This is a genomic window from Dokdonella sp. (genome assembly GCF_044227025.1).
GTDB lineage: Bacteria > Pseudomonadota > Gammaproteobacteria > Xanthomonadales > Rhodanobacteraceae > Dokdonella_A.
This window is the reverse complement of the sequence record NZ_JBGAFX010000007.1, coordinates 206,134-232,173: the sequence shown is the minus strand read 5'-3', so window position 1 is coordinate 232,173 and position 26,040 is coordinate 206,134. Positions and strand designations below refer to the sequence as shown.

The window sequence follows — 26,040 nt, the reverse complement described above, 5'->3', positions numbered from 1 at the left end:
CCGACAGAAGGGGCGCGCAAATCGGATGATTGCGACTTCAGAGAGACCTTGCGCCAAATACCTATCACCCTGCTTTTCAAATTCGATAGCGCGATCTGCAGCATGAGCGCACTGGCCGAAGTCGCCGTTCGCCACGGCCAGGAACCAAAGCCGCTCAAGAGGGGGTAGGAGCGTTGCGTTTTTTGGAGTCGCCATTGCCACACTCGTTAGCCGACGCGTTTGGATAACCTACCATCATCACGGCTTGATATCAGCGTCTTCGCGGCAGAGTCGTAGACGTCGTCGAAGTCGGCCGGCAGGTGGAATGCTGGAGCAGCGTCGGCAACACACGCAAGCAAGTCGAGCGCTGCGCGCAGAGCTTCGGTCGTAGTCATGGTCGGTTCCCTCGTTTCAGCACCACGTCGGCGCGATGCCATGAAAGCACGGGAGACCTACGGTCGCGCGTCGGGCGCGGCCTACCATGCACGGTAGAAAAAGCGCCCCGACTTCACGCCGGGGCGAATGGCAAATCTCAGGCGACGCGCTGAACGATCGGCGCGCGCGACGGTCGTGGCTTCGGCAGTGCGTTTGCCGATTGCTCGATGACTTGGCGCAGCCATCCAACGCGCTCGGTCGCTTGGCGACGTAGGCGCGCGCCTTGCGGGTCGGCCTTGGCCTGCACGTCGAGCCAAGCGGCCGACGCGACCGGCCCGAGCATTCCGGGCAGCGGGACAGGACTGCGCATCATCGCGGCGAGCAGGCGCGCATGACGCGGGTCGGTCAGCTCGGTCGCGAGCTTCACCAGCGCATCACGGTCGAGCCCGCGCAGCCACATTCTGCACTCGTGATCGACCAGCGCGGCAGCATGGTCGCCAGCGGCCAGCGGCGGCGCGACGGCTTCCTGCGCGTCGCGCGCCTCGAACTCGGCGACATGCCTATCCGCTTCGGACCTGGCACTGGCGAATTCGGCCCCTACGCGCGCGGCGACGCGCTCCGCTTCGGCGTCCTTCCATGCGTCGGATCGGTCGGGATCAGCGCGGATGCGGTCAATCTCGCCGGCCGCTTTCGTCGCCGACCGCACCAGTCGCGCGGCCAAGTCGTACTCGCGCGTGCCGGGTTCCGCACCAATGGGCGCGCGCCAAGCAATGGCGCGGCCCTCAGTGAGCACGATCGCGTCGACACGGCCATCCTCGCCCCGTTGCGCGCGTGCGCCATCCGCTGCGATCGTCACGGCAAAGTTTTCGTTGTGGTCCATCGTTGTTGCCCTCGAATGTTTTCTCGCCGCGATCCGCGCGGCTGCGGTCACATCACACGAATTCGTCTACGTGCTTGGCGAAGTCGTCGCCGTCGCCGGGTGGCGGCAGCGTGAGCCGGGCGCGTTCGCTGTAGCGGGCACGCACCCGCTCCAATGCCTCGGCGTGCGTCTCGTTCGGTCGCTGCGCGCGGATCACGACGCCGTCGCCGTCGCGCTGCGCTTCGAGCCGTTCCAGGCGGGTGCGGATGGTCATGCGTCGATCCTCTGTTCCAGTTCGGTCAATTCGGCTTGCGAGTCGCGTGCAAGGCGTTCCCATGCGTCGGCCGCCATCGGCAGCGGCACGTACAACCCAGCGCCGACGACGCGCAAGCCGTCGACCTTCAGGAACTCGGACGCGCGGGGTCGGGCTTCAAGCGCGGCCAGTCGCCGGCGCAGGTCACGATTCATTGCGGCGCTCCCCTTCCAAGGCCGACAAACGCGCGGCCAGTTCGTCGACTTCGCGCAGCCGGGCGACCGCACCGAGCGCGGCGACCAGCTCGGCAGCTGCATCGCTCGGCAGCTCGCCGCGAGCAGCAGCAGTCACAAGCGCCTGCGCGATCTCTGTTGCGGTCGCGCCGGTCGCGATGCCCGGCACCTCGAGCAGTTCGCGCGATGGCCGCAGCGGCGGCAGGCAACGCGACAAGATCAGCGACGCAGCGGCCACGTCGCCAGCCTTCGCCGCCTCGACCAGCTTGCGCACGATCGCGGGCAGGTCGGCGCCGAGCGCATCGCGCAGGGCATTGCGTCGGTCGGGGATGCCACGTGGCCGTCCTTTCGGATTGCCGCTTGCTCCGGGCTGGAAACCCTTTTGCTTTTTCGTCATGTCGGGTTGCTCTGGAATTGCTTGGATCAGGTCGCATCGCTGCACCACGCGCAGCCTTCGCCGCGGCAGCGCTCGCATCGTTTGCGCGCGTTAGTTCGTCGGTTCTTCGTCGATTCGCAAACTGACGCGAAACCGGGACCGACGCGCACGGAGTGCGTCGGTTCCTTAGGGGGTGCGGGGGATTGACGAACTGACGCAGGGACAATGCGGCGGCGCACATTTCGCTGGTCAGTGCGCACCAGCTCGACCGTCGCGCGGCCATCGGCCAGTAGCGCGCAGACCGCTCGCCAGAACCGGGCGCGCCCGCTGCCGCCGAGTAGATTTTCCGGCAGGCCGAATGCTGACAAGGCGACGTGCCCATTGCTGGGGCCGGTCCGCGACGCGTTCACGGAGTCGCCGCTTGCATGCGCCGCCTGCAACGCGACCAGCACGGCCGCAGCGTCGCCGGCAGCTACCAGCCCAGCGCCCTCGCTCGGCGCGCCGCTGCCGAACGGGAGTAGCACGCCGGCATCGTTGAAGCGGAAACCGATCGGGTCCGCTTTTCGGCACAGATTCGCCTTTTCGTGTCGCAGCTCGATCGCGCCATCCGCTTCGACCAGCGCCAAGCGACTGCGCGCCGAGTTGTGCCATGCGGTCGAGCCGCTGAACGTGTTCCCGTGCGATCCATGCCGTGCCGCTTGCTTGTCGATATGCGCGAGCAGCAGGACAGCTGCCCCGTTGTCGCGTCCGATCTTCGCGAGCGCGCGGACGAACGTGCGCACTTGCCGGCGATCGTTCTCGTTGCCGTCGAAGGCGTCGCTTGCGTTGTCGACAACGACCAACGCGGCGCCGGACGCTGCATCGCGTAGCTGGCGCATGCTCGCGCTGGGTTCCAGCACGGTGCGGCCGTCGACGAATGCCTCGTGCGCGAGCGCGCAGGCGTCGGCCTCGGTGCCATCGAAGATCAGCAGATTCCGTGCGACCGTGCCGACGTCCAGCTCGTAGGCTTCGCAGATCGCGCGCAGGCGCCAACGCACCAGCGCGCCGGGGTCTTCAAGCGTCACGAACAGCGCGCGCCCCTGCGCGACGCTCAGGCCCGCCCACGTCACTCCGGCCGCAATGCTCGCCGCAATCGCGAGTGCAAGCGAACTCTTGCCAGTTCCACCGTGCCCGCCAAGCAGGGTCACATGACCGCGCGGGATGACTGACGCGACGACGAATTGCGGCGGCTCGACCGCGGCGGTCGCAAGGTCGCCGACCTCGACGGGCACAAGCGGCGTCGGACTCGCTTCGGCACGCTCGCCGCGCCTGCGCGTAAGCGAACGATTCAGCCGCTCCAGGTCGCGGTCGCTCGCCTCGTCGATCTCGCGAATGCTTCGCGGCAGTTCGTCGAGGTAGGTCATGCCAGCGCCTCGCGCGCGTCCTGTATCCGCTCGGCTGCAATGCGCACGCGCTCGGCGTCTCCGGCCGCGATCGGCTCGCCTCGCGCCATCGCTTCGGCAGCGACATGGATCACGACGGCCTCGCGTGCGAGCACGGCCAGCGCCGCCGCCCATGCGGCTTGCCGCATCGCTTCGCGGCGTTGCGCGCGCGCCAACGGACCAGACTCGCGCACGGGTTCAGGGAACAGGTCGGCCAGGGTCAGTCCGACCGCGCCCATTACCTCGGCAGCACTGCATCCTGCGAAGCAACGGAGCAGCACGCGGCCGTCGTCGCCCTCGCCGATCGATAGCGTGCCGCGTGAGGAATGGCCGTTCGGACAGTCGGCACGCCAGCCGTTCGGACCGTGTGCCCGCGCGTTGTTGAGCCGGCACAGCAGAGTGTCAACGGCGTTCATGCCACGCGCTTCCTGACCGCGACCCGGCGCCGCTCGGCGAGCAACCGCAGCAGCTCGTCGCAGGCGTCCGCCCAGCCGGGGATCACATCGTAGGCGCGGCGAAGGCGCAGGATGGCGATACGGGCGCGGGTCAGGCCCGCATCCGTGCCGCCGAAGCGCGCCAGCCGAACCGCGCTGCACACGGCGTGCTGATACTCGTCTGCGCTGTGCCGCGGCGTTGGCATGATATGGCCTTCTAGCCATCCGGACCGGCACGAGGTATAATTCGCCCGCGACCCGTTGCCACCGTGCTCGCACTGCCTGCCAGCAGCTTCGACGCCCGCCTCGTGCGGGCGTTGTCGTTTGTGGTCGGTCATGCGGCGGCCTTTGCGCTGCCGCGATGCTCGCGCAGCCACGCCACGAATGCTTGCTCGTCGATCAGGATGCGCCGCCCAATCTGGACGACGGCGGTATCAAGCCCGTTTGTTTCGCGGTTGAACAGCATCCATCGCAGGCTTGCCGGCGTGAATGCAGGGAACTTTTGCGCGAACTGCTCGACGGTCGAGAATTGTCCACTCTCCACGATTGCGACCCTCTTTTGCCACGCGTTGTGCGGGCCTGTGGGTCGTCAATCTATGCAGCTATCCGGTGGCGGTCAGGACGCGCAACTTCCCTACTTGGGCGTCTTGCTTTTCAGGATCGGCAGCGGCATGCCAGTCGGCCAAGAGTCCTTGCGCCATGCGAGCCAATGCTCCTTGACCGGGCGGCTGTCCATTCGCAACTCGTCGGCGGCGAGCTTGTAGGCCTGACTCCATGAGGTCGCTGCGGCGGCATGCCGCAGGACGGCTCTGACCGCCCTGCGCTGCGTGTCCGCAAGCGCACCACGGTCCCAAAACACTGTTGGGTCGTCGCCATCCGCAAGCGCGCGCAAGACGCATACCGCCAAGTTTCGATCATTGCCGCGGAGTGCGCGCACGTCCCCATCCACAAGCGCCTGCGCGACCGCCCGAAGCATGCGCCGCGCGTCGTCGCCCGCGAGCTTGCCGGTCGTCATACTCCTCCTCCGAGCTTCGCCTGATTCATCCGCTCGACCACGCCGCGCGTGTGCCCTTCGGTCAGGTGCGCGTACCGCTTCACCATCGCCAGCGTCTTGTGCCCGAGCACTTCGGCAATCTCGGCAAGCGTCGCCCCGCTCATTGCCAGCCACGACGCCGCCGTGTGGCGAAGGTCATGGAAGCGAAAGCCCTCGATCCGTGCGCGCGCCGTCGCGTCGTTGAACATCTTGTCGATAACCAGCGGGTGCGCGTTGTTGCCGGGGAACACAAGGTCGCAATCCAAGCGGCGCACCTTGGCGAACGCGCGCACGCGCTCCGCAGCGAATGCAGCCAACGGCACGCTGCGACGCTCGCCATTCTTCGTGGCATGGAAGGTCAGGCGGTCGCGTTGTAGGTCAACGTCCGGCCAGCGCAGCCCGAGCAATTCACCTCGACGAGCGCCCGTAGCGAGCGCGAGCACTATCACGGTATGCAGCGCCTCGCTGTGCGCCTTGCACTCGCGCAGCAGCGCGTCGCGCTCGGCATCCGAAAGGAAGCGGACGCGGCCGCGCGGCTCGGTGAACTGGCGCACCTTGCGCGTAGGGTTGTCGTCGATCAATTGGAACTCGCGCACACCGATGTTGAGGCAATGCCGCAAGCTGGCGATGTAACGGTTCGCCGTGGCGGGCGTCATGGCCCGGCGCCGCTTGGTCGTCGTGTTCAAGAGCTTGCTGCGCGCCGCGACGATGCGCGCGGGTGTCACCTCGGCAAGCGTGAGCTTGCCCAACTCGGCACGCCAGACATTCAGGTGCGCGATGCGGGGTGCAGTCGACCGCAGGCCTGCAGTTGGCAGGTACTCGGCAATGTATCGGTCGATCAGGTCGGCAAGCGTGTTGCGCTTCGCCTCGACGTGCTGAAACCAGCGACCGGCGCGGATGGCGGTCTCAGTCTCGGCTGCCCATCGCTTCGCATCGGTGATGCGGTCGAACGTCGCGTCGGCAGGCGGGTACCCGCGCAGGCGAATCTTGACCCGGTACATGGTCCCACTGTCGCGGGTCCGTTTCTCGATAGTCGCCACGGTCCACCCCAACAATTGCCGATTGTGGAGGAGGATTGTCCCTGTAGTGTCCCTGCGAAGCAAATCAGCGCAGGCGGATAGGGCCCAAATCGTTGATTTAATTGGTGGGCCGTGATGGGATCGAACCATCGACCAATGGATTAAAAGTCCACTGCTCTACCGCTGAGCTAACGGCCCGGAAAGCTGCTGTCGCGCCACAGACGCGACACGCGAAGGGCCGCGAATTCTACCTGCCCCGGCGCCTCAGCGGTAGCGCGTGGGGTCGGGCACGCCGGCGTTGCGGAAGCCGTCGGCGCGCAGGCGGCAGGCGTCGCAGTGGCCGCAGGCGCGGCCCTCGGGGTCGGCCTGGTAGCAGGACACGGTGCTGCCGAAGTCGATACCGAGCGCGATGCCGGCGCGCACGATGTCGGCCTTGCCCATGTCGAGCAGCGGCGCGTGGACGGTGAGGTGCGCGCCTTCGACGCCGGCCTTGGTGGCGACGTTGGCGAGCTTGCCGAAGGCTTCGATGAACGCGGGTCGGCAATCGGGATAGCCGGAGTAGTCGACCGCGTTGACGCCGCACCAGATGTCGCGCGCGCCGAGCACTTCGGCCCAGCCGAGCGCGACCGACAGCATGATGGTGTTGCGCGCGGGCACGTAGGTGACCGGGATGCCGCTGCCGCCGTCGTCGGGGACGGCGATGTCGTCGGCGGTGAGCGCGGATCCGCCGATGCTGCGCAGGTCGACGTGCACGGTCTTGTGTTCGATGGCGCCAAGCGCGAGCGCGACGTTGCGCGCGGCGGCCAGCTCCGAGGAATGGCGCTGCCCGTAGTCGACGCTGAGCGCATAGCAGTCGTGGCCGCGTGCGCGGGCCATCGCGAGCGTCACCGCCGAATCCATGCCGCCGGAGACGAGCACGACGGCGCGGTTGTGTTCATTGCCCATCACTGATTCCCTCATTGCCGGGCTTCATGCCCGTATCGCTGTCGCCAGGCATCACGACTGAAGTCGCTCCTGCCGTCAAGCCGTTCGTGTTGAGCGCAGTAGAACGAAGTTCCGCGGAGTCGAAACACCGGATTCTCTCGCATCCTGTGGTCGAACCGTTCGTGTTGAGCGCAGCAGAACGAAGTTCCGCGGAGTCGAAACACCGGATTCTCTCGCATCCTGTGGTCGAACCGTTCGTGTTGAGCGCAGCAGAACGAAGTTCCGCGGAGTCGAAACACCGCAATCCCTCGCATCCTGTGCTCTTCGACTTCGCGCCTTCGGCGCTGCTCAGAGCGAACGGAGTGGTCGAACCGTTCGTGTTGAGCGTAGCGGAACGCAGTTCCGCGGAGTCGAAACACCGGATTCTCTCGCATCCTGTGGTCGAACCGTTCGTGTTGAGCGCAGCGGAATGAAGTTCCGCGAAGTCGAAACACCGGATTCTCTCGCATCCTGTGCTCTTCGACTTCGCGCCTTCGGCGCTGCGCTCAGAGCGAACGGAGTGGTCGAAACACCGCGATCCCTCGCATCCTGTGCTCTTCGACTTCGCGCCTTCGGCGCTGCGCTCAGAGCGAACGGAGTGGTCGAAACACCGCAATCCCTCGCATCCTGTGCTCTTCGACTTCGCGCCTTCGGCGCTGCGCTCAGAGCGAACGGAATTTTCTCGGCTCCCCGCCTTCCCTGCGCTCAGAGCGAACGGAGTGGTCGAAACACCGCAATCCCTCGCATCCTGTGCTCTTCGACTTCGCGCCTTCGGCGCTGCGCTCAGAGCGAACGGAGTGGTCGAACCGTGGGGATGGTGTGGCGTCAGTGCGTCACACCCAAGCACCACGATCCCCATCCAACCCTCCCCTTGAAGGGGAGGGCTTCAAAGCGTCGCGGCTTGCGCCGCTCCGACAATTGCGTGCCTGCTCCGAACCCCTCACCCGCGCCTTCGGCGCGACCTCTCCCGCAAGCGGGAGAGGTGACACATTCAATGCCCCGGCTCCTCGCCCCACAGCAGCTTGTGCAGTTGCATCTGCATGCGCACCGGCAGGCGGTCGGCGAGGATCCATTCGGCGAGTTCGCGCGGCGCGAGCTGGCCGTGGACCGGCGAGAACAGCACCTGGCAGCGCGTGTCGAGTGCGTGTTCGCGCACGCGCGCGACGGCCCAGTCGTAGTCGGCGCGGTCGGCGATGACCGCCTTGACCTGGTCGTGCGGCAACAGGTGTTCGACGTTGGACCAGAGATTGCGTTCGACTTCGCCGGAACCGGGGGCCTTGAGGTCGACCACCTTGCGCACGCGCAGGTCGACGTCGCCGACGTCGATCGCGCCGGAGGTCTCGAGCGAGACTTCGTAACCGGCGTCGCACAGGCGCGCGAGCAGCGCGAGGCAGCGCTTCTGCGACAGCGGCTCGCCGCCGGTGACGCAGACATGGCGCGCGCCGTGACTGGCGACTTCTTCGAGCACGGCGTCGATCGTGCGCCATTCGCCGCCGTGGAACGAATACGTCGTGTCGCACCAGGTGCAGCGCAGCGGGCAGCCGGTGAGGCGCACGAACACGGTCGGCCAGCCGACGGCGTCGGCTTCGCCCTGCAGCGAATGGAAGATCTCGGTGATGCGCAGGCGCTCGGGCGACTGCGCGGGATCGATGGCGGCGTCGCCGGCCGCGACGCCGCGGGCGGCGACGGTCGTCATGACGTGCTCAGTGACGGGTTTCCGTCTGCAGGGCGCGCAGGCGCCCTTGCGCTAGGCGCGCGACGGTCGTGTCGGGATATTTCTGCACGACTTCGTTGAGCGTCGCTTCGGCCTGGTCCCACTGCTTCTGCTCGTACTGGCTGTAGCCGACCTTGAGCAGCGCGTCCGGCGCCTTCTGGCTGTTCGGGTAGCGCTGCAGCAGGGTCTGGAACGATTGCTGCGCGATCTTGTAGTTCTGCGTCACGTAGTACGACTCGCCGAGCCAGTAGTACGCGTTGCCGGTGAGGTCGCTGTTCGGGTACTGCTCGATGAAGGTCTGGAAGCGCTTGGCCGATTCGGCGTAGCGGCCATCCTTGAGCGCGGCGAACGCATCGTTGTAGGTCGAGCCTTCCGCGGCCGGGTCAATCTGCGCAGGCGCGGCTTCCTTCACCGGCACGGGCGGCGCGACATCGCCGGCGACGATCGCGGCGCGATCCTCAGGCGTCAATGCACCGACATTGCGTGCGGGCGGCGGCGCGGGAGTGGCGGCCGGATTGCCGAGATCGACGTCGGGCGGCTGCTCCGTCGGCGCGGGACGGCTTGCGGGTGGCGGCGGCGCGGTACCCGCGCCATGGCCTTCAAGACGGCCGATGCGCGAATCGAGATCGGTGTACTGATCCTTGCTGCGCTGCCTCGCCTCGTCGAGCGCATGCTTGAGCTCCTCGACCTGGCCCTGCAACGCCTGCACCTGCGACTGCAGCGCCTGGTTCTGGTTGACCAGATCGACGGCGCCGTTGCCCTGCCCGTTCGCCTGCTGTTCGAGGCGCTCGATGCGCTCGGCCAGCGACAGGCGCTGCTGCGCCCGGACGGGTCCTGCGAACACGACAACGGCGGCCGTGAAGGCCGCCGTTGCGATCGCACTCGACTTCCAGTGCGCCATTCTTCTTACTTCGCGGTGTAGACGATCTCGACGCGACGGTTCTTCGACCAGCACGACTCGTCGTGCTGACGGCAAACCGGGCGCTCTTCGCCGTAGCTGGTCACGTTGAGCTGGCTGGACGAAGCGCCGGCGCCGCTGAGCGCGCCCTGCACCGCGTTGCCACGACGCTCGCCGAGGCCGAGGTTGTACTCGCGCGAACCGCGCTCGTCGGCATTGCCTTCCAGCGTCACGCGCGCATCCGGGAACTGCTTGAGGTACTCGGCGTGGCAGGCGATCTGCGCCTGGAACTCCGACTTGATCTCGGTCTTGTCGAGGTCGAAGTACACGACGCGCTGGCGCAGGCACGAATCGGTGTCGAGGCTGTCACGCGTGTAGCGGCCGGTGGTGTCGGTCGCGCGCGTTTCGGTCGACGTGGTTTCGACCGGCGGCGTCTGCTTCACCTGCTTCTTCTTGCAGGCCGCAACGCCGGCAACGAGAAGGATCGAGAATACGATACGGATGGTGTTGTTCATGATGTTTCCCTTCTGAACGGGCAATAGATTGAACGCGGTTTATGTTGAAGACTGGCTGACTCGAAAAGCGGCTGCGCGGACTGCCCACTGCCGCCGGCATCAACGTTGCCGGTAGGGTCCCCAGGCGGGTTCGCGCACATCCCCTTCGGCAAGACCCAGACGCTGACGTACCCTTCCATCGGCCGACGCTGCATACAGCACGCCGCGGATGCCTTCGCTGGCGGCGTACAGCAGCATGCTTCCGTTCGGAGCGAAACTCGGGGCTTCATCCTGGCTGCCGGGCGAAACCAGGGTGTTTTGACTGGTCGCTCGGTCGAGGACGGCAATACGATACACGTTTCCGCTGCCCTGCACCATTGCAAGCTTGATGCCCTTCGCATCGACGACGCTCGGCGTGGCGTTGTACTGGCCGGCGAACGTCACCCGCGACGGTTCGCCGCCGCTCGGCGAGACCTGGTAGATCTGCGGCTTGCCGGAGCGGTCGGAGGTGAAATACAGGGTCTGGCCGTCGGGCGCCCAGCGCGGCTCGGTGTCGATCGCGAAATGGCGCGTGACCTGGGTGGTCTGGCGGCTGGCGAGGTCGAGGATGTAGATGTCCGGATTGCCGCCCTTGGACAGGCTGACCGCGAGGCGGTTGCCGTCCGGCGAGAACGCCGGCGCACTGTTGATGCCGCGGCTGCTCGACACGACCTGGCGCGCGCCGGTGCCGAGGTCCTGAACGTAGATCGCCGAGTTGCCGCTTTCGAACGACACGTAGGCGAGGCGCTTGCCGTCCTGCGACCACGCCGGCGACAGCAGCGCCTCGCGCGAGCGCACCACGACCTGCGGGTTGTAGCCGTCGGAGTCGGCGACCATGAGTGCGTACGACATGTTCTTCGGCGGCGTGCCGGTCGCCGTGATGTAGGCGATGCGCGTCCAGAACGCGCCGCGCACGCCGAGGATCTTCTCGTAGACCGCGTCGGCGACCTGGTGCGCGATGTCGCGCAGGCCGCTGCGCTGGCCGCTGATGCTGCCGCTCGCGTGCACCTTCTGGCTGGCCACGTCGAACAGTTCCCACTCGACGCGCAATGCGCCGCCATCGACGTCGCTCATGCGCCCGACCACGAGCCAGTCCTGCTTGAGCAGGCGCCAGGTCGCGAACTTGACCTCGTTCTGGCGGGTCGGGAACTCGACGATGTCGTTCTTCGGCAGGGTGCGGAACTGGCCGGAGCGCGCGAGGTCGGCGCGCACGATCTCGCCGGGATTGGATTCGGGCGGCACGCTGGCGCCGTCGAAGCCGAACGGCACGACCGCGATCGGCAGTGCCGAGGCGTTGCCGTTGACGATGTCGATGTCCAGCTGGGCGTGCGCCGTGCCGAGTCCGCAGACGCCGGCGAGGAGCAACGCCACCCTACCCATGAATCCCGCGAAATTCGTCATCGGCCCTGCCCGTCGTATCGGAAATTGAACTGGATGGTGCGCTGGAACACTTTTTCGTAGCCCTGGTACGGCAGCGGAGATGCCTTCATCACCGCCTGTTCGATCGAGGTGCGCGTGGCCGGATCGGCATTGCACGGCGAACCGTTCTGCACCTTGATCACCTCGCCGCCCGGGATCTGCTCGACCTGCAGCACGCAGGACAAGCCTGGCGCCGCGCCGTCCGGTCGGCTCCAGTTTTGCATCACCGCCGCCTGGATCGCCGCGGCGTAGCGCGCGAACAAGGCATCATCGGTCGCTGCGCGCGCAGCCATCGCCGCGGCGAGTGCGGCCACGCCAACTGCGCGAATCGATCACGCTTCCCTGCGACATGCACATCCTACCCATCGAACCTGAAGGTGAACTTGATATTGCGCTGGAACACCTTCTCGTAGCTCTGGTACGGCAGCGGCGCGGCTTTCATCACCGCCTGCTCGATCGAGGTGCGGGTGACCGGATCGGCATTGCACGGCGAGCCGATCGTCACGCTGATCACGTCGCCACCGGGGATCTGCGCGATGTTCAGCACGCAGCGCAGCCCCGCTGACGCATTGTCCGGCCGGTTCCAGTTGTTCGTCACCGCGGCCTGGATCGCCGCCGCGTATCGCGCGGTGAGGTCGTTGTCCTGGCCGCCGGCGCCGGTGGTCGCCTGTTCCGCTTCGTGCTCGGCTTCCGGCTGCGCCTGCGCGGCAGCCTTCTGGTTGCGGTCTTCCATCTGCGCCAGCGCGTCGCTTGCCTGCTTCACCTTCTTCTCGGCGTCCTCGCGCTGCTTCCTGATGTCGGCGAGCTGCTTCTGCTGCTCCTCGCGCAGCTTGCGCTGCTTTTCGTCGAGTTCGACCTGCTTCTGGCGGACCTTCTCTTCCTGCTCGCGCTTTTCCTGCTCGGCCTTTTCCTGCGCGAGCGCGGCGACGCGTTCCTGGTCGACCTGGTTCTGGCGTTGCAGTTCGTTCGGCGTCTGCGTTTCGGGCTTGGGCGGTTCCGGCTGCGACTGCGGCTTGGGAGGCTCGGGCTTTGGCGGCTCGGGCTTGGGTGGCTCCGGTTTCGCCGGCGTCGGCTTCTGCGCTCCCGCACGCGCCTTCGGCGCGGCCGTCGGCCCGATCAGGGTCGCCTCGATCACCGGCCCCGGCATGCTCACCGGCCGCGATTCGTGCGTCCACCACAAGCCGACCAGCAGGGCGAGGATGCATGCCACGTGCAGCGCCATCGCCAGCGCGAATGCACGCAGCTTGTCGCTGAACTTTTCCATCCGGTCAGTGGACCTTGTCCGCCTGCACCGGCTGGCTCATCAAACCGACCTTCGGTACGCCCGCCGACTGCAACAACACCATCGCCTGGTAGATCTTGCCGTAGTCCGCCCGCTGGTCACCCGCCACCAGCACCGGTACCTGCGGATTTTCCCGGACGAACGCTGAAATCTTCTTGACCAGCGTGTCGGCGTCGATCGGCTCGCGCTGCGAAGCGCCGAGGGTCAGGGACAACTGCCCCTGCTCGTCGACGCTGACGACCGCCGGCTCCTTGTCGTTCTGGATCGCCTTCGCCGCCGATTGCGGCAACTGGATGTCGACACCGAGATTGAGCAGCGGTGCCGTCACCATGAAGATGATCAGCAGCACGAGCATGACGTCGATGTACGGCACGACGTTGATCTCGGCCTTGAGCTTGCGGCGCTTGCGGGATTTCAGGTTCTGCATGCAGGGGGTTCCAACGCAATGCGGGCGTCCGCGGGGTTCAGGCGTCGTCCACGTGCGCCTGGCGCGCGAGGATTGAGGAGAACTCCTCGACGAAGGTGTCGTAGCGCATGCTGATGCGCTCGAGGCGGGTCGAGTAGCGGTTGTAGGCCCACACCGCCGGGATCGCCGCGAACAGGCCCATCGCGGTCGCGATGAGCGCCTCGGAGATGCCGGGCGCGACCATCGCAATGGTCGCTTCCTTGACGTTGGCGAGGCCCTGGAACGCGATCATGATGCCCCACACGGTGCCGAACAGGCCGACGTAGGGGCTGATCGAGCCGACGTTGGCGAGGAATTCGAGGTTGTGTTCGAGGCGGTCGACTTCGCGCGTGGAGGCGACCCGCATCGCGCGCTGCGCACCTTCGAGCAGCGCGCGCGAATCGACGCCGCGACGCTGGCGCAGGCGTGCGAATTCGCGGAAGCCGGCTTCGAAGATCGCGCCGCTGCCGGTGATGCGCTCGCCGGCGCCGGTGATGTCCTTGAACAGGCCGGCGAGGTCGGCGCCGGACCAGAAGCGCTCCTCGAACTCGTCGGCGCTCGCGTTGGCGCGGTCGATCAGCGCCTTCTTGCGGAAGATGATGAACCACGATGCGATCGAGAAGCCGATCAGGATGCCGAGTACGAGCTTGACCGGCAGGCTGGCACCGAGGATCAGGCCGAGGACATTGAGTTCCGAGTTCATGCAGGGGTGATTTCCTGGAGCAGGTGATTCGGGATGGGACAGGGCCGGAAACGCGCCGCGTCGACACAGGCGATCCGCACGTGTGCTTCGACCAGCGCGGCCGGTTCGGGTTCGCGCAGCAGTTGCTGGCGCACGCTGAAACTCGCACTGCGCAGGTTTTCGATCGCCACCGTCGCGCTCAGCAGGTCATCCAGGCGCGCCGGCGCGTTGAACGCGAGCTGCATGCGATGCACGACGAAGACGATGCCGTCGACCTCGCGCAGGTGCTGCTGGACGATGCCGAGGGAGCGGAACCACTCGCTCCGTGCGCGCTCGAGGAAGTGCAGGTAGCGCGCATGATAAACGACTCCGCCCGCGTCCGTGTCCTCCCAGTACACGCGGCAGGGCCACGCAAATGCGGGTTGGAGCCCGGTGGTCGGTATCCGGGCGGCCGTCACGACATCACGCCTTCGGCTCCGGATCGCCTTCGAACAAGTCGGCCGGCACGACGCGGCGCGGCGGCGCGAGGCCGAAATGGCGCCAGCATTTCGACGTGATCATGCGCCCGCGCGCGGTCCGCACCAGGAAACCCTGCTGGATCAGGAACGGTTCGAGCACGTCCTCGATGGTGCCGCGTTCCTCGCTGATCGCCGCGGCCAGCGATTCGACCCCGACCGGGCCGCCGTCGAAGTTCTCGATGATCGTGGTCATGAGGCGGCGGTCGAGCGCGTCGAAGCCTTCGGCATCGACCTTCAGCATCTCCAGCGCGGCGCTGGCGATTTCGCGCGTGATGGTGCCGTTCGCCTTCACTTCGGCGTAGTCGCGCACGCGCCGCAGCAGGCGGTTCGCGATGCGCGGCGTGCCGCGCGCGCGGCAGGCGATTTCGGCGGCACCGTCCGGGTCGCAGGCGATGCCGAGGATCTTCGCGGCGCGGCGCACGATCGCGGTCAGTTCCAGCGGGCTGTAGAACTCCAGCCGCTGCACGATGCCGAAGCGGTCGCGCAGCGGCGCGGTGAGCAGGCCCGCACGGGTGGTCGCGCCGATCAGCGTGAACGGCGGCAGGTCGAGCTTGATCGAGCGCGCGGCCGGGCCTTCGCCGATCATGATGTCGATCTGGAAATCCTCGAGCGCCGGATACAGCACTTCCTCGACGATCGGCGAGAGGCGGTGGATCTCGTCGACGAACAGCACGTCGCGAGGTTGCAGGTTGGTCAGCAGCGCGGCGAGATCGCCGGGGCGCTCGAGCACCGGGCCCGAGGTCGAGCGCAGGTTCACGCCGAGCTCGTTCGCGATCACGTGCGACAGGGTGGTCTTGCCCAGTCCCGGCGGCCCGAAGATCAGCACGTGGTCGAGCGCCTCGCTGCGCCGCTTCGCCGCCTCGATGTAGATGCCAAGCTGCTCGCGCACGACCGGCTGGCCGAGGTATTCGGCGAGCCGCTGCGGACGGATCGTCGCCTCGACGAGATCGTCTTCGCGGCTGGCGCTGGCGGAGGTGATGCGGTCGGTCATGCTTGGGGGGCTAGGGGCTAGGGGATAGGGGCTAGGGGCGAGGGGCGAGGGCTAGGGGATAGGGGCTGTGGAGGCTAGCGCTGGGGCGCGATTATGAGGGGTTATGCACTCGTGAAGGCGCACAAATCCATACAGCGCATGAACGAACAGGATTAATCGCCGCCGGCCGCGCGAGCCCCTGGCCCCTGGCCCCTAGCCCCTAGCCCCCCGTCCCTAGATCTCCACCTGCGTACCCAGCTCGATCAGGCGATTGCCCGGGATCTGGAAGAACGCGGTCGCCGGGATCGCGTTGCGCGACATGAAGGCGAACAGCTTGTCGCGCCAAAGCGCCATGCCGGGACGGTCGGTGGCGACGATGCTCTCGCGGCTGAGGAAGAACGTGGTGTCCATCATGTCGAACGGCGTGCCGCAGACGGTGACGGTTTCGAGCATGTTCGGCACGTCCGGATCCTCGGCGAAGCCGAACCGCAGGGTCACGCGGTAGAACTCGTCGCCGAGCGGTTCGACCTCGACCCGCTCGTCGTTCTCGGCGATCGGCGTATCCACCGTCTCCACCGTGAGCATCACGTTGCGCTCGTGCAGCACCTTGTTGTGCTTGAGGTTGTGCAGCAGTGCGTGCGGCACGCCTTCCTGGCTGGCAGTCAGGAACACGGCGGTTCCCGGCACGCGCAGCGGCGGATGCGCGACGATCGAGGAAATGAACGGCTCCAGCGCCAGACCCCCATGGCGGATCTCGCGCAGGACCAGTTCGCGTCCGCGCCGCCAGGTCGCCATCAGGATGAAGATCACGCTGCCGAGCACGAGCGGGAACCAGCCGCCGTGCTCGACCTTGTCCGCGTTGGCGGTGAGGAACGCGAGATCGACGAACAGGAACAGTGCGCCGACCACGCCCACCTTCACGCGGCTCCAGTTCCACATGCGACGGAACACGATCATCACGAGGATCGAGTCGATCGTCATCGTGCCGACCACCGCGATGCCGTACGCCGCGCCGAGGTTGTCGGAGGAGCGGAAGCCGACCACGACCGCGAGGGTCAGCACGAGCAGCATGCGGTTGATCCACGGCAGGTAGATCTGCCCCATCTGCTCGTGCGAGGTGTGCTTGACCTGCATGCGCGGCAGGAAGCCGAGCTGGATCGCCTCGCGCGTGACCGAAAACGCGCCGGAAATCACCGCCTGCGAGGCGATCACCGCGGCCATCGTCGCGAGCAGCAGCATCGGCACCAGCAGCATCGGCGGCACCATCAGGAACAACGGGTTCTCGGCGGCCTTCGGATCGGCGATCAGCAGCGCGCCCTGGCCGAAGTAGTTGAGCACGAGCGCCGGCAGCACGAAGCCGAACCACGACCAGCGGATCGGCTTCTTGCCGAAGTGCCCCATGTCCGCGTACAGCGCCTCGGCACCGGTGATCGCGAGGATGACCGAGCCGAGCGCGAAGAACGCGGTCCAGCGCGCATGCACGAAGAAGTCGATCGCGTAGTACGGCGACAGCGCGCGCAGCACGCCGGGATTCTGCGCAACGTGCCACACGCCGAGCACGGCGAGCGTGAGGAACCAGACGATCATGATCGGCGCGAACACCGCGCCGACCTTGCCGGTGCCGCGGTTCTGGAATGCGAACAGGCCGACGATGATCAGTGCCGACAGCGGCACCACCCAGTGCGCGAGACCGGGCGCGAGCACCTCCATGCCCTCGACCGCACCGAGCACGGAGATCGCCGGCGTGATCACGCCGTCGCCGAAGAACAGCGCCGCGCCGAACAGGCCGAGCACGACGATCCACCAGCGCGCACGCTGGCTCGAACGCACGCTGCGCTGGGCCAGCGCGGTCAGCGCCATGATGCCGCCCTCGCCCTTGTTGTCGGCGCGCATGATGAAGCCGGCGTACTTGACCGACACCACCAGCACCAGCGACCAGAAGATGCACGACAGCACGCCGAGCACGTTCGCCACCGTCGGCGGCGCGCCGTGCTCGCCGAACGTCTGCTTGATCGTGTACAGCGGGCTGGTGCCGATGTCGCCGTAGACGACCCCGATCGCGCCGAGCACCATCGCGCGCATGCGCGCCTTCGTGTCGCCGCCGCTGTCCTGGCTCATCACTCGATTCTCTCCTCAGCGCAGCGCTGCCTTGAGCGCCTTGCGGATGATCTCTTCGGCACGATCGCCGGGCGCGGCCGCCTCGCGCACGAGGCGCGAAACTTCAGCGGGCTTGTAACCGAGTGTCTGCAGCGCGATGCCCGCCTCGGCCACCGGATCCACCGGGCCGGCAGCGCCACCGATCGCCGCCGGAACGCCGCTGCCGAGTCCGTCGACGCGGTCGCGCAATTCCACCAGCATGCGCTCGGCGGTCTTCTTGCCGATGCCGGGAATGCGCGTCAGGGCGGCGAGGTCGCCGCCCTGGATGAGGCGCGCGAATTCGTCGACGCTGACGCCGGACAGCACCGCCAGCGAAATCTTCGCGCCGACGCCGCTGACCTTCTGCAGCGCGCGGAACAGCGCGCGCTCGCCCTCGCGCAGGAATCCGTACAGCGCGACGGTGTCTTCCTTGACTGCATAGTGCGTGCACAGCGCGACCTCGCGGCCGAGTTCGGGCAGGTCGTAGAAGGTCGACATCGGCACTTCCAGCTCGTAGCCGACCCCGCCGACGTCGAGCACGATCCACGGCGGCTGCTTGGCGACGAGGGCGCCGCGGAGACGACCGATCATCGCCGCCGCCTCCACGCGCCACGCGCGATCCCGACGCGTTGCAGGCTCGAGCGCGTATGCGCGTGTGCGAGCGCGATCGCGAGCGCATCGGCGGCGTCCGCCTGCAGCTTTCCGGTCAACTGCAACAGCAGCCCGATCATGTGCTGGACCTGGTTCTTGTCGCCCGAACCCGTGCCGACGACCGCCTGCTTGACCTCGCGCGCGGCGTATTCGTGCACGCCGACGCCACGACTGACCAGCGCGCAGATCGCCGCGCCACGCGCCTGGCCGAGCTTGAGTGCCGAATCGGGATTGCGCGCCATGAACACGCGTTCGATCGCGGCTTCCTGCGGCGCGTAGTCGGCGACGATCACGCCGATGCCGTCGAAGATGCGCTTCAGGCGATCGGCGAACTGATCGTCCTCGACCACCTTCAGCGCAGCGTGGAACACGTGCGTGGAGCGGCCGGCGGCATCGACGTCGATGATGCCGACGCCGGTGCAGCGGCTGCCGGGATCGATGCCGATGATGCGCACCGCGGAGCCGCGATCGGGGATGGTTGATGGGTGATTCGTCACAGGCGTGCCCGTCGTCGCGTTCCCGATGGTACGCGCAGCGGCAGCGATGTTCGCGATGGGTCGCGCCATGGTGGTCGGCAATCAGCCGCGCGCGGGCGGCACGAAGCGGCCGTCGCGCAGGAATGCGATCGTGAGTTCGGCGACTTCGGAGGAGAACAGCAGGCCGGTGTGCGAGGCGGCCACCGTTCGATGATCGGCGATGCCGGGCAACTGCGTCTCCTCCACCGAAACGGTACCGTCATGCGGGGCCTGCAACGGCCCGAGCGTGACGCCGAGGCCGAACGGCAGGCGCCCGGCGATGACGCCGACGCCGCGCGAGCCCTTCCACGGGTCGACGCCGGTGACGAGCGGCTCGGCGCTGTGGCCGAGCAGCAGGCGACCGCCGGGAAACGAGGTCAGCGCGCGCGCCACCGCACTGCCGCGCAGCGGCGGACCGATGCAGACGATGCGGCCCTTGGGCAGGTCGCGCATGCCACGCGTGGCCTCCAGCGCGACCAGCGAGCCGAGGCTGTGGCCGACCAGGTGCACGTTGCCACCGTCGTACGAACGCATGCGCGCGCGCAGCTTTTCGACCGCCGGGTCGATGCCGCGGAACACGCTGGCGTAGTCGATCGTCTCGACCGTGCAACCGGATTGGCGCAGGCGGCGTGCCAGCGGCAACAACGTGATGCCGCGCATCCAGATGCCGTGCAGCAGGATCACGTGGTCGCGCACGGGCGCGCGCCCGCCGTCGTCGCGCGAGCGCTGCCGGCGCGGCGCTTCGTTGCGGCTGCGCGCGCCGACGCGACTCATTCGGCCTTGCGCTCCGCGATGCGGATGTGGACCTCGGCGAGCTGCGCCTCCGGCACCGGCGACGGCGCACCGGTCATGAGGCACTGCGCCGAAGTGGTCTTCGGGAACGCGATCACGTCGCGGATCGATTCGGTGCCGGCCATCAGTGCCGCGATGCGGTCGATGCCGAACGCGATGCCACCGTGCGGCGGCGCGCCGTACTTGAGGGCGTCGAGCAGGAAGCCGAACTTGGCCTGCGCTTCTTCGGCGCCGATGCCGAGCAGCTCGAACACCGCCGACTGCATCGACGAACGATGGATGCGGATCGAACCGCCGCCGATCTCGTTGCCGTTGAGCACCATGTCGTAGCCGCGCGAGACAGCGATCTTCGCGTTCGCGCGCAGGTCCGCTTCGTCGTCGACCGCGGGCGCGGTGAACGGGTGATGCAGGGCGACGTAGCGCTTTTCCTCGTCGTCCCATTCGAACATCGGAAAGTCGGTGACCCACAGCGGCGCCCAGCCGGCGGCGACGAGGTTGAAATCCTTGCCGGCCTTCAGGCGCACCGCGCCCATGAAGTCGCTGACCTTGTTCCAGGCACCGGCACCGAAGAACACGATATCGCCGTTGCCGGCGCCGACGCGCGTGAGCAGCGCGGCAAACGCGTCTTCCGCGAAGAACTTGCCGATCGGCGAGGTGACCGCGCCCGCGTCGTCGATCTTCGCGTAGGCCAGGCCCTTGGCGCCGTACTTGGCGGCATGCGCGGCGTATTCGTCGATCTGCTTGCGCGACAGCTCGGCGCCACCGGGGATGCACAGCGCGGCGACGCGGCCGCCGGCGTCATTCGCCGCATCGGTGAACACCTTGAACTTGCAGCCCTTCACCTGCTCGGCGACATCGACCAGTTCCAGCGCGATGCGCAGGTCCGGCTTGTCCGAACCGTAGCGGCGCATCGCTTCCGCGTACGTCATGCGCGGGAACGCTCCCGCGAGCTCGACGTCGATGACTTCGCGGAACACGACGCGGATCATTTCCTCGACCGTGTCCTGCACGTCGCGCTCGGACACCCACGCGAATTCCATGTCGAGCTGGGTGAACTCGAGCTGGCGATCGGCGCGCAACGCTTCGTCGCGGAAGCAGCGCGCGATCTGGTAGTAGCGGTCGAAGCCCGCCATCATGAGGATCTGCTTGAACAGCTGCGGCGACTGCGGCAGCGCGTAGAACTCGCCCGGATGCATGCGCGCCGGCACGAGGAAATCGCGCGCGCCTTCGGGCGTCGCCTTGGTCAGGATCGGCGTCTCGATGTCCTGGAAGCCGCGCGCGTCGAGCCAGCGGCGCAGCGCCTGGACGAGCTTGATGCGCGTGCGCATCTTGCGCTGCATGTCCGGCGTGCGCAGGTCGAGGTAGCGGTACTTGAGGCGGATGTCCTCGCCCGGATTCTCGTGCGCGTGGAACGGAAGCGCCTCGGCCTTGTTGAGCAGCTCGATCTTCGTCGCGACGACTTCGACCTGGCCGGTCCGGATCTTGTCGTTGACCGACTGGCGCTTGCGCACGACGCCGGTCACGCGCAGGCAGTCCTCGTAGCCGACCGCGGCGGCCGCGGCGACCACGCCCGCATTCCCGGCCGCATCCGACGGCTCGACCACCACCTGCACGATGCCTTCGTGATCACGCAGGTCGATGAAGCAAAGCCCGCCGAGATTGCGGGCGACGTCGGCCCAACCGCACAGGGTGATGGCCTGGCCGATCAGGGCCTCGTCGACAAGTCCGCAGTAATGGGTACGCATGGAATTCCGTCGGGTGCCGTTCGGCGCGAACAAGGCGCGGAATGCTACGGAGGAAACTGCTGCACCGCAATGCGGCGAAGCGGCGCGCCCATCCGACGCCCTCGCGGAGCCGCAACATCAAACGAAAATGCCCGCCGAAGCGGGCATTTCCGATCCATCTACCCGCCGGAATTTGCTCCTGCAATTCCGACCCACAGGGATGTGGGAAGTGTCCATAAGCGCGGGGAGCGCTTATGGACCGGCATTCGGTCCCTCCATGGACGTCACCGCCAGCGACGCTGGACGACGAACTCGGCCTCGCAGCCCTGGTCGACCCAGATGCCGGCGCGGTTCCAGCCCCAGTTGCGGCCTTCCATGCAGCGCGTCTTCGAGATCTGCTTGGCGATCGTCACGTCGCTGCCACGACCGGTGTCGACCTGGCACATGTTGTACTCGAAGCCGTTGCTGGCACAGCGCACGCGAATGGCGCGATCCCAATCGGGACCCGGCCGCCAGTCGCCATCGCCGCCGGCATATCCGCCGCCGCCGGCATGGTGGCCGCCATGCCGCCCGCCTTCGCCGCCTTTCCAGCGGCGCTGCACGCGGAACACGCCTTCGCAACCCTGGTCGACCCAGATGCCGGCGCGATTCCAGCCCCAGCTGCTGCCTTCGACGCAACGGGTCTTGGAGATCTGGCTGACGAGTCGCACATCGCTGCCGCGGCCGGTATCGACCTGGCACATGTTGTACTGGTAACCCTCGCTCGCGCAGCGCACGTCGATGTCGCGATCCCAACCGGGTCCCGGCTGCCAGTCGTTGTTGTACTGCGCTGCTGCGGTCGCGCGGAGCGCGGACGCGAGTGGCAATGCATCGGGCGCAGCTGCAGCGGATACCGCGCAGACGGATAACGTGAGGGCGATGATTCCGTGGACGGGCTTGAGCATGACCTACTCCCTGGGTTTGGTTGGCTTGTGGATGCCCAGGCAGTCTAGCCCTCGAAACTGAACAGGACCGAAGCAGGGTCAGCTGGCGCTGCCGTCCGCCTTCGGGGCGGGCGCCGGCTTGCTCTCCGTCGCCGCAGCGTTCGCTTTCGCTTCCGGCTTCGCGTCCACCTTCGGAGCCTCGTCCTTGCCGGCGAGGTTGCGCTTGGTGTCGCCCTCCTTCTTGAAGTCGGTCTCGTACCAGCCGCCACCGGCAAGCCGGAACTGCGGCGCGCTCAGGCGTCGCTTCACCTGCGGCTTGCCGCATTCGGGACAGTCGAGCGGATCCGGATCGGACAACTTCTGCAGGCGGTCGAACACGGCCTTGCAGGCGGTGCATTCGAATTCGTAGATCGGCATCTGGACCTCGGTACGACGATGGCGCGGGTTCGCGACTATGCGGATATGCCGCGCCAATTCAAGCCCCCGACCTCATTCGGCGACGAAACCGGCCTTGCGGTGGCTGCCGTCGCAATACGGCTTGTTGCGCGACTGCCCGCAGCGGCACAGGAACGTTTCCGTGACGCGATTGAGGGTATGGCCGGTGCCGCTGACGATTTCCAGGTTGCCGCTGACCTTGAGTGGCCCGTCCTTCTGTGGCTCCGCCCGCAATTCGCCGTCGCGCGACGCCAGCGGCTGCGAGGCGACGACCGCCGGTTCGCCGGTGGCGCTGAAACCGAGGTCGGCATGACTGCCGTCGCACCACGGCTTGCGTTTGGAGGCACCGCAGCGGCACAGGGTCGCGCGCAGGCCATCGTCGACACCGCGCATGCGCAACGGCGCGTTGAATGCGAGCGGACCGTTCTCGCGCACGCGCACGGTGTTGACGATCGGCGCGGCCTCGCCCTCGCCGCCGTCATGGCGTTCGCAGCGAATCGCTCCGGACGGGCAATTCTTCGCGATGCGCATGAGCTCGTCCGCGCTCGCCGCGTCGGGATGGATCCAGTCGCCCTCGACGTTCGGCACGAACACGTCCGGGTGATCGAGCACGCAGTTGCGCGAATGCACGCAGCGCTGCCCGTCGAAATGCACCGTGACCGACTTGCCCTTGACGACCTCGGTTGCCATCGCCGCTTCCTCCGCTCCGCATCGTGCTGCAGGGTCGATGCTTGTCGGCACCGATCGTAGGGCGGGCCTCGGCCCGCCGCAATCGGCCAGGGCTACGCAGCGGTGGGCCGAGGCCCACCCTATGTCTTGCGGAAAGCGAGCTTGCCGCCTTCGGCGTCCACCGCAATCGTGTCGCCCGGCTGGAAACGGCCCTCGAGGATTTCCTTGGCCAGCGGATTCTCGAGCTGCTGCTGGATCGCGCGCTTGAGCGGACGGGCACCGTAGACGGGATCGAAGCCGACGTTGCCGAGCAGGTCGAGCGACTTGTCGGACAGTTCCAGCTTCAGCTGGCGCTCGGCGAGCCGCTTGGCCAGATACCCGGTCTGGATGCGCGCGATCGCGCGGATCTGCGTCTTGTCGAGCGCGCGGAACACCACGATCTCGTCGAGGCGGTTGATGAACTCGGGCCGGAAGTGCGCCTGCACGACGCCCATCACCGATGCCTTCATCTGCGTGTACGCCTGCTCGTCATCGGTGCCGGCGTACTCCTGGATGAACTGCGAACCGAGGTTCGAGGTCATCACGATCACCGTGTTGCGGAAATCGACGGTGCGACCCTGGCCGTCGGTGAGGCGACCGTCGTCGAGTACCTGCAGCAGGATGTTGAACACGTCGTGGTGCGCCTTCTCGACTTCGTCGAGCAGGATCACGCTGTACGGGCGGCGGCGCACGGCCTCGGTGAGATAGCCGCCTTCCTCGTAGCCGACGTAACCGGGAGGCGCGCCGATCAGGCGGCTCACGGAATGCTTCTCCATGAACTCGCTCATGTCGATGCGCACCATCGCTTCGGTCGAATCGAACAGGAAACCCGCGAGCGCCTTGCACAGCTCGGTCTTGCCGACGCCGGTCGGGCCGAGGAACAGGAACGAACCGTTCGGGCGGTTCGGATCGGACAGGCCCGCGCGCGAGCGGCGGATCGCGTCGCTGACCGCGCGCACGGCCTCGTCCTGGCCGACCACGTTGCGATGCAGTTCGTCTTCCATGCGCAGCAGCTTCTCGCGCTCGCCTTCGAGCATCTTCGAAACCGGGATGCCGGTCCAGCGCGCGACGACCTCGGCGATTTCCTCCGCGGTGACCTTGTCCTGCAGCAGGGTGAAACCCTTCGTCTCGGCTTCCTGCGCGGCCTTGAGCTGCTTGTCGAGTTCGGGCAGGCGCCCGTACTGGATCTCGCTCATCTTCGCGTAGTCCTGGCGGCGCTGCGCGGCTTCCAGTTCGAGGCGCGCCGCCTCGATCTGCTCCTTGATCTTCGTCGCGCCCTGCAGGGTCGCCTTCTCCGACTTCCACACTTCGTCGAGGTCGGAATACGCGCGTTCGAGCACGCCGATCTCGCTCTCGAGGTCGGCCAGGCGCTGCTTCGACTCGGAATCCTTTTCCTTCTTCAGCGCCTCGCGCTGGATCTTCAGCTGGATCAGCCGGCGCTCCTTGCGGTCGAGTTCCTCCGGCTTGGAATCGATCTCCATGCGGATGCGCGACGCCGCTTCGTCCATGAGGTCGATCGCCTTGTCCGGCAGCTGGCGGTCCGCGATGTAGCGGTTCGACAGCGTCGCCGCGGCGACGATCGCCGGGTCGGTGATCTCTACGCCGTGGTGCACCGCGTATTTTTCCTTCAGGCCGCGCAGGATCGCGATGGTGTCCTCGACGCTCGGTTCGCCGACGAACACCTTCTGGAAGCGCCGCTCGAGCGCGGCATCCTTCTCGATGTACTTGCGGTATTCGTCGAGCGTGGTCGCGCCGATGCAGTGCAGCTCGCCGCGCGCGAGCGCGGGCTTCAACATGTTGCCCGCGTCCATCGCGCCTTCGGCCTTGCCGGCGCCGACCATCGTGTGCAGCTCGTCGATGAACAGGATCACCTGTCCTTCCTGCTTGGACAGGTCGCTGAGGACGCCCTTGAGGCGCTCCTCGAACTCGCCGCGGAATTTCGCGCCGGCGATCAGCGCGCCCATGTCGAGCGAGAGCACGCGCTTGCCGCGCAGGCCCTCGGGCACTTCGTCGTTGATGATGCGCTGCGCGAGGCCTTCGACGATCGCGGTCTTGCCGACGCCGGGTTCGCCGATCAGCACGGGGTTGTTCTTGGTGCGCCGCTGCAGCACCTGGATCACGCGGCGGATTTCCTCGTCGCGCCCGATCACCGGATCGAGCTTGCCCTTCTCGGACCGCGCGGTCAGGTCGATCGTGTACTTCTCCAGCGACTGGCGCTGGTCCTCGGCATTTTCCGACTGCACTTTTTCGCCACCGCGCACCTTCTCGATGGCCGCTTCGATGTTCGCCTTGGTCGCGCCAACCGCCTTCAGCGCCGCGCCGACCTCGCCCTTGTCGTCGAGCGCGGCGAGCACGAACAGTTCCGACGCGATGAACGCATCGCCACGCTGCTGGGCGAGCTTGTCGGTGAGGTTGAGCAGGCGGTTGAGGTCGTTCGAGACATTGATGTTGCCTTCCTGCCCGGCGACCTTCGGCAGCTTGTCGAGGATCTGCCCGATGCGCGTGCGCAGCGCAGGCACGTTGACGCCCGCCTGCGCCAGCAGCGGGATGGTCGAGCCGCCCTGCTGTTCGAGCAGTGCCGCCGTCAGGTGGACCGGCTCCAGCATGTTGTGGTCGCGTCCGACCGCGAGGCTCTGCGCATCGGCGAGCGCCTGCTGGAAGCGGGAAGTGAGTTTGTCCATTCGCATGGTGGCGGATGTCCTGTCGAAGTTGGAGGCCGCGCGGCGGGCGACCGGCTGGCGACGAAATGG

At 67.1% G+C, this 26,040-nt stretch carries 31 protein-coding genes and 1 tRNA gene; all 32 read right to left on the bottom strand.

Features of this window, described 5'->3' with window-relative positions; all coding sequences use genetic code 11:
* Positions 1–206: 206 nt before the first annotated feature.
* Entirely contained in the window at positions 207–374 is a 168-nt protein-coding gene (locus ACILRJ_RS16755) for a hypothetical protein (protein WP_395684350.1), read from the bottom strand.
* Between the two features lie 137 nt (positions 375–511).
* Complete coding sequence (locus ACILRJ_RS16750; RefSeq protein WP_395684349.1) at positions 512–1,234, bottom strand: hypothetical protein; 723 nt, start codon at positions 1,232–1,234, stop codon at positions 512–514.
* 52 nt (positions 1,235–1,286) lie between these two features.
* Positions 1,287–1,487 carry a hypothetical protein gene (locus tag ACILRJ_RS16745; protein WP_395684348.1) on the bottom strand — a complete coding sequence of 67 codons (201 nt, stop codon included), beginning with the start codon at positions 1,485–1,487 and terminating at the stop codon, positions 1,287–1,289.
* Positions 1,484–1,681, bottom strand: coding sequence for a hypothetical protein (locus tag ACILRJ_RS16740; RefSeq protein ID WP_395684347.1), 198 nt, complete (start codon positions 1,679–1,681; stop codon positions 1,484–1,486). Before ACILRJ_RS16740 ends, ACILRJ_RS16745 begins: the two co-directional genes overlap by 4 nt.
* Complete coding sequence (locus ACILRJ_RS16735) at positions 1,671–2,096, bottom strand: DUF5681 domain-containing protein (RefSeq protein ID WP_395684346.1); 426 nt, start codon at positions 2,094–2,096, stop codon at positions 1,671–1,673. The genes ACILRJ_RS16740 and ACILRJ_RS16735 overlap by 11 nt, the downstream gene beginning before the upstream one ends.
* Before the next feature lie 26 nt (positions 2,097–2,122).
* Positions 2,123–3,478, bottom strand: a complete 1,356-nt coding sequence (locus ACILRJ_RS16730) for an AAA family ATPase (RefSeq protein ID WP_395684345.1) — start codon at positions 3,476–3,478, stop codon at positions 2,123–2,125.
* Positions 3,475–3,912: a hypothetical protein gene (locus ACILRJ_RS16725; protein WP_395684344.1), complete on the bottom strand. Its 438-nt coding sequence runs from the start codon at positions 3,910–3,912 to the stop codon at positions 3,475–3,477. The genes ACILRJ_RS16730 and ACILRJ_RS16725 overlap by 4 nt, the downstream gene beginning before the upstream one ends.
* Positions 3,909–4,268 (bottom strand): hypothetical protein, encoded by a 360-nt coding sequence (locus tag ACILRJ_RS16720; RefSeq protein WP_395684343.1) that lies wholly within the window; start codon positions 4,266–4,268, stop codon positions 3,909–3,911. The genes ACILRJ_RS16725 and ACILRJ_RS16720 overlap by 4 nt, the downstream gene beginning before the upstream one ends.
* The gene (locus ACILRJ_RS16715) at positions 4,265–4,396 is read right to left on the bottom strand and encodes a hypothetical protein (protein WP_395684342.1); all 132 of its coding nucleotides are present in this window, start codon (positions 4,394–4,396) and stop codon (positions 4,265–4,267) included. Before ACILRJ_RS16715 ends, ACILRJ_RS16720 begins: the two co-directional genes overlap by 4 nt.
* A gap of 168 nt (positions 4,397–4,564) precedes the next feature.
* Positions 4,565–4,945, bottom strand: a complete 381-nt coding sequence (locus ACILRJ_RS16710; RefSeq protein WP_395684341.1) for a hypothetical protein — start codon at positions 4,943–4,945, stop codon at positions 4,565–4,567.
* On the bottom strand, positions 4,942–6,003 hold the full coding sequence (locus ACILRJ_RS16705; protein WP_395684340.1) for a tyrosine-type recombinase/integrase: 1,062 nt from the start codon (positions 6,001–6,003) through the stop codon (positions 4,942–4,944). Before ACILRJ_RS16705 ends, ACILRJ_RS16710 begins: the two co-directional genes overlap by 4 nt.
* A gap of 102 nt (positions 6,004–6,105) precedes the next feature.
* Positions 6,106–6,180: transfer RNA gene (locus ACILRJ_RS16700), tRNA-Lys, on the bottom strand.
* A gap of 66 nt (positions 6,181–6,246) precedes the next feature.
* A complete protein-coding gene (gene queC / locus ACILRJ_RS16695) occupies positions 6,247–6,927 on the bottom strand; it encodes a 7-cyano-7-deazaguanine synthase QueC (RefSeq protein WP_395684339.1) in 681 nt (226 codons plus the stop codon).
* 1,009 nt (positions 6,928–7,936) lie between these two features.
* A complete protein-coding gene (gene queE, locus ACILRJ_RS16690) occupies positions 7,937–8,641 on the bottom strand; it encodes a 7-carboxy-7-deazaguanine synthase QueE (RefSeq protein ID WP_395684338.1) in 705 nt (234 codons plus the stop codon).
* 7 nt (positions 8,642–8,648) lie between these two features.
* The gene (gene ybgF, locus ACILRJ_RS16685) at positions 8,649–9,560 is read right to left on the bottom strand and encodes a tol-pal system protein YbgF (protein WP_395684337.1); all 912 of its coding nucleotides are present in this window, start codon (positions 9,558–9,560) and stop codon (positions 8,649–8,651) included.
* 5 nt (positions 9,561–9,565) lie between these two features.
* Complete coding sequence (pal, locus tag ACILRJ_RS16680; RefSeq protein ID WP_395684336.1) at positions 9,566–10,072, bottom strand: peptidoglycan-associated lipoprotein Pal; 507 nt, start codon at positions 10,070–10,072, stop codon at positions 9,566–9,568.
* Positions 10,073–10,171: 99 nt separating this feature from the next.
* On the bottom strand, positions 10,172–11,470 hold the full coding sequence (tolB, locus tag ACILRJ_RS16675) for a Tol-Pal system beta propeller repeat protein TolB (RefSeq protein ID WP_395684391.1): 1,299 nt from the start codon (positions 11,468–11,470) through the stop codon (positions 10,172–10,174).
* A gap of 17 nt (positions 11,471–11,487) precedes the next feature.
* The gene (locus ACILRJ_RS16670) at positions 11,488–11,823 is read right to left on the bottom strand and encodes a cell envelope integrity protein TolA (protein WP_395684335.1); all 336 of its coding nucleotides are present in this window, start codon (positions 11,821–11,823) and stop codon (positions 11,488–11,490) included.
* A 44-nt stretch (positions 11,824–11,867) separates the two neighbouring features.
* A complete protein-coding gene (tolA, locus tag ACILRJ_RS16665; protein ID WP_395684334.1) occupies positions 11,868–12,773 on the bottom strand; it encodes a cell envelope integrity protein TolA in 906 nt (301 codons plus the stop codon).
* 4 nt (positions 12,774–12,777) lie between these two features.
* Complete coding sequence (gene tolR, locus ACILRJ_RS16660) at positions 12,778–13,218, bottom strand: protein TolR (RefSeq protein WP_395684333.1); 441 nt, start codon at positions 13,216–13,218, stop codon at positions 12,778–12,780.
* Positions 13,219–13,255: 37 nt separating this feature from the next.
* Positions 13,256–13,939: a protein TolQ gene (gene tolQ, locus ACILRJ_RS16655; RefSeq protein WP_395684332.1), complete on the bottom strand. Its 684-nt coding sequence runs from the start codon at positions 13,937–13,939 to the stop codon at positions 13,256–13,258.
* Positions 13,936–14,376 carry a tol-pal system-associated acyl-CoA thioesterase gene (gene ybgC / locus ACILRJ_RS16650; protein WP_395684331.1) on the bottom strand — a complete coding sequence of 147 codons (441 nt, stop codon included), beginning with the start codon at positions 14,374–14,376 and terminating at the stop codon, positions 13,936–13,938. Before ybgC ends, tolQ begins: the two co-directional genes overlap by 4 nt.
* A 4-nt stretch (positions 14,377–14,380) precedes the next feature.
* Complete coding sequence (ruvB, locus tag ACILRJ_RS16645) at positions 14,381–15,427, bottom strand: Holliday junction branch migration DNA helicase RuvB (RefSeq protein WP_395684330.1); 1,047 nt, start codon at positions 15,425–15,427, stop codon at positions 14,381–14,383.
* Between the two features lie 213 nt (positions 15,428–15,640).
* The gene (locus ACILRJ_RS16640; protein WP_395684329.1) at positions 15,641–17,524 is read right to left on the bottom strand and encodes a potassium transporter Kup; all 1,884 of its coding nucleotides are present in this window, start codon (positions 17,522–17,524) and stop codon (positions 15,641–15,643) included.
* A gap of 15 nt (positions 17,525–17,539) precedes the next feature.
* Complete coding sequence (ruvA, locus tag ACILRJ_RS16635; RefSeq protein WP_395684328.1) at positions 17,540–18,133, bottom strand: Holliday junction branch migration protein RuvA; 594 nt, start codon at positions 18,131–18,133, stop codon at positions 17,540–17,542.
* Positions 18,130–18,648 carry a crossover junction endodeoxyribonuclease RuvC gene (ruvC, locus tag ACILRJ_RS16630; RefSeq protein ID WP_395684390.1) on the bottom strand — a complete coding sequence of 173 codons (519 nt, stop codon included), beginning with the start codon at positions 18,646–18,648 and terminating at the stop codon, positions 18,130–18,132. Before ruvC ends, ruvA begins: the two co-directional genes overlap by 4 nt.
* 123 nt (positions 18,649–18,771) lie before the next feature.
* Positions 18,772–19,482, bottom strand: a complete 711-nt coding sequence (locus ACILRJ_RS16625) for an esterase/lipase family protein (protein WP_395684327.1) — start codon at positions 19,480–19,482, stop codon at positions 18,772–18,774.
* Complete coding sequence (aspS, locus tag ACILRJ_RS16620; RefSeq protein WP_395684326.1) at positions 19,479–21,245, bottom strand: aspartate--tRNA ligase; 1,767 nt, start codon at positions 21,243–21,245, stop codon at positions 19,479–19,481. The genes ACILRJ_RS16625 and aspS overlap by 4 nt, the downstream gene beginning before the upstream one ends.
* 263 nt (positions 21,246–21,508) lie before the next feature.
* On the bottom strand, positions 21,509–22,168 hold the full coding sequence (locus ACILRJ_RS16615; protein ID WP_395684325.1) for a DUF3011 domain-containing protein: 660 nt from the start codon (positions 22,166–22,168) through the stop codon (positions 21,509–21,511).
* 78 nt (positions 22,169–22,246) lie between these two features.
* On the bottom strand, positions 22,247–22,564 hold the full coding sequence (locus ACILRJ_RS16610; RefSeq protein ID WP_395684324.1) for an FmdB family zinc ribbon protein: 318 nt from the start codon (positions 22,562–22,564) through the stop codon (positions 22,247–22,249).
* 72 nt (positions 22,565–22,636) lie between these two features.
* A complete protein-coding gene (locus ACILRJ_RS16605) occupies positions 22,637–23,272 on the bottom strand; it encodes a CDGSH iron-sulfur domain-containing protein (RefSeq protein WP_395684323.1) in 636 nt (211 codons plus the stop codon).
* Between the two features lie 119 nt (positions 23,273–23,391).
* Positions 23,392–25,977, bottom strand: a complete 2,586-nt coding sequence (clpB, locus tag ACILRJ_RS16600; protein WP_395684322.1) for an ATP-dependent chaperone ClpB — start codon at positions 25,975–25,977, stop codon at positions 23,392–23,394.
* Between the last annotated feature and the right edge of the window lie 63 nt (positions 25,978–26,040).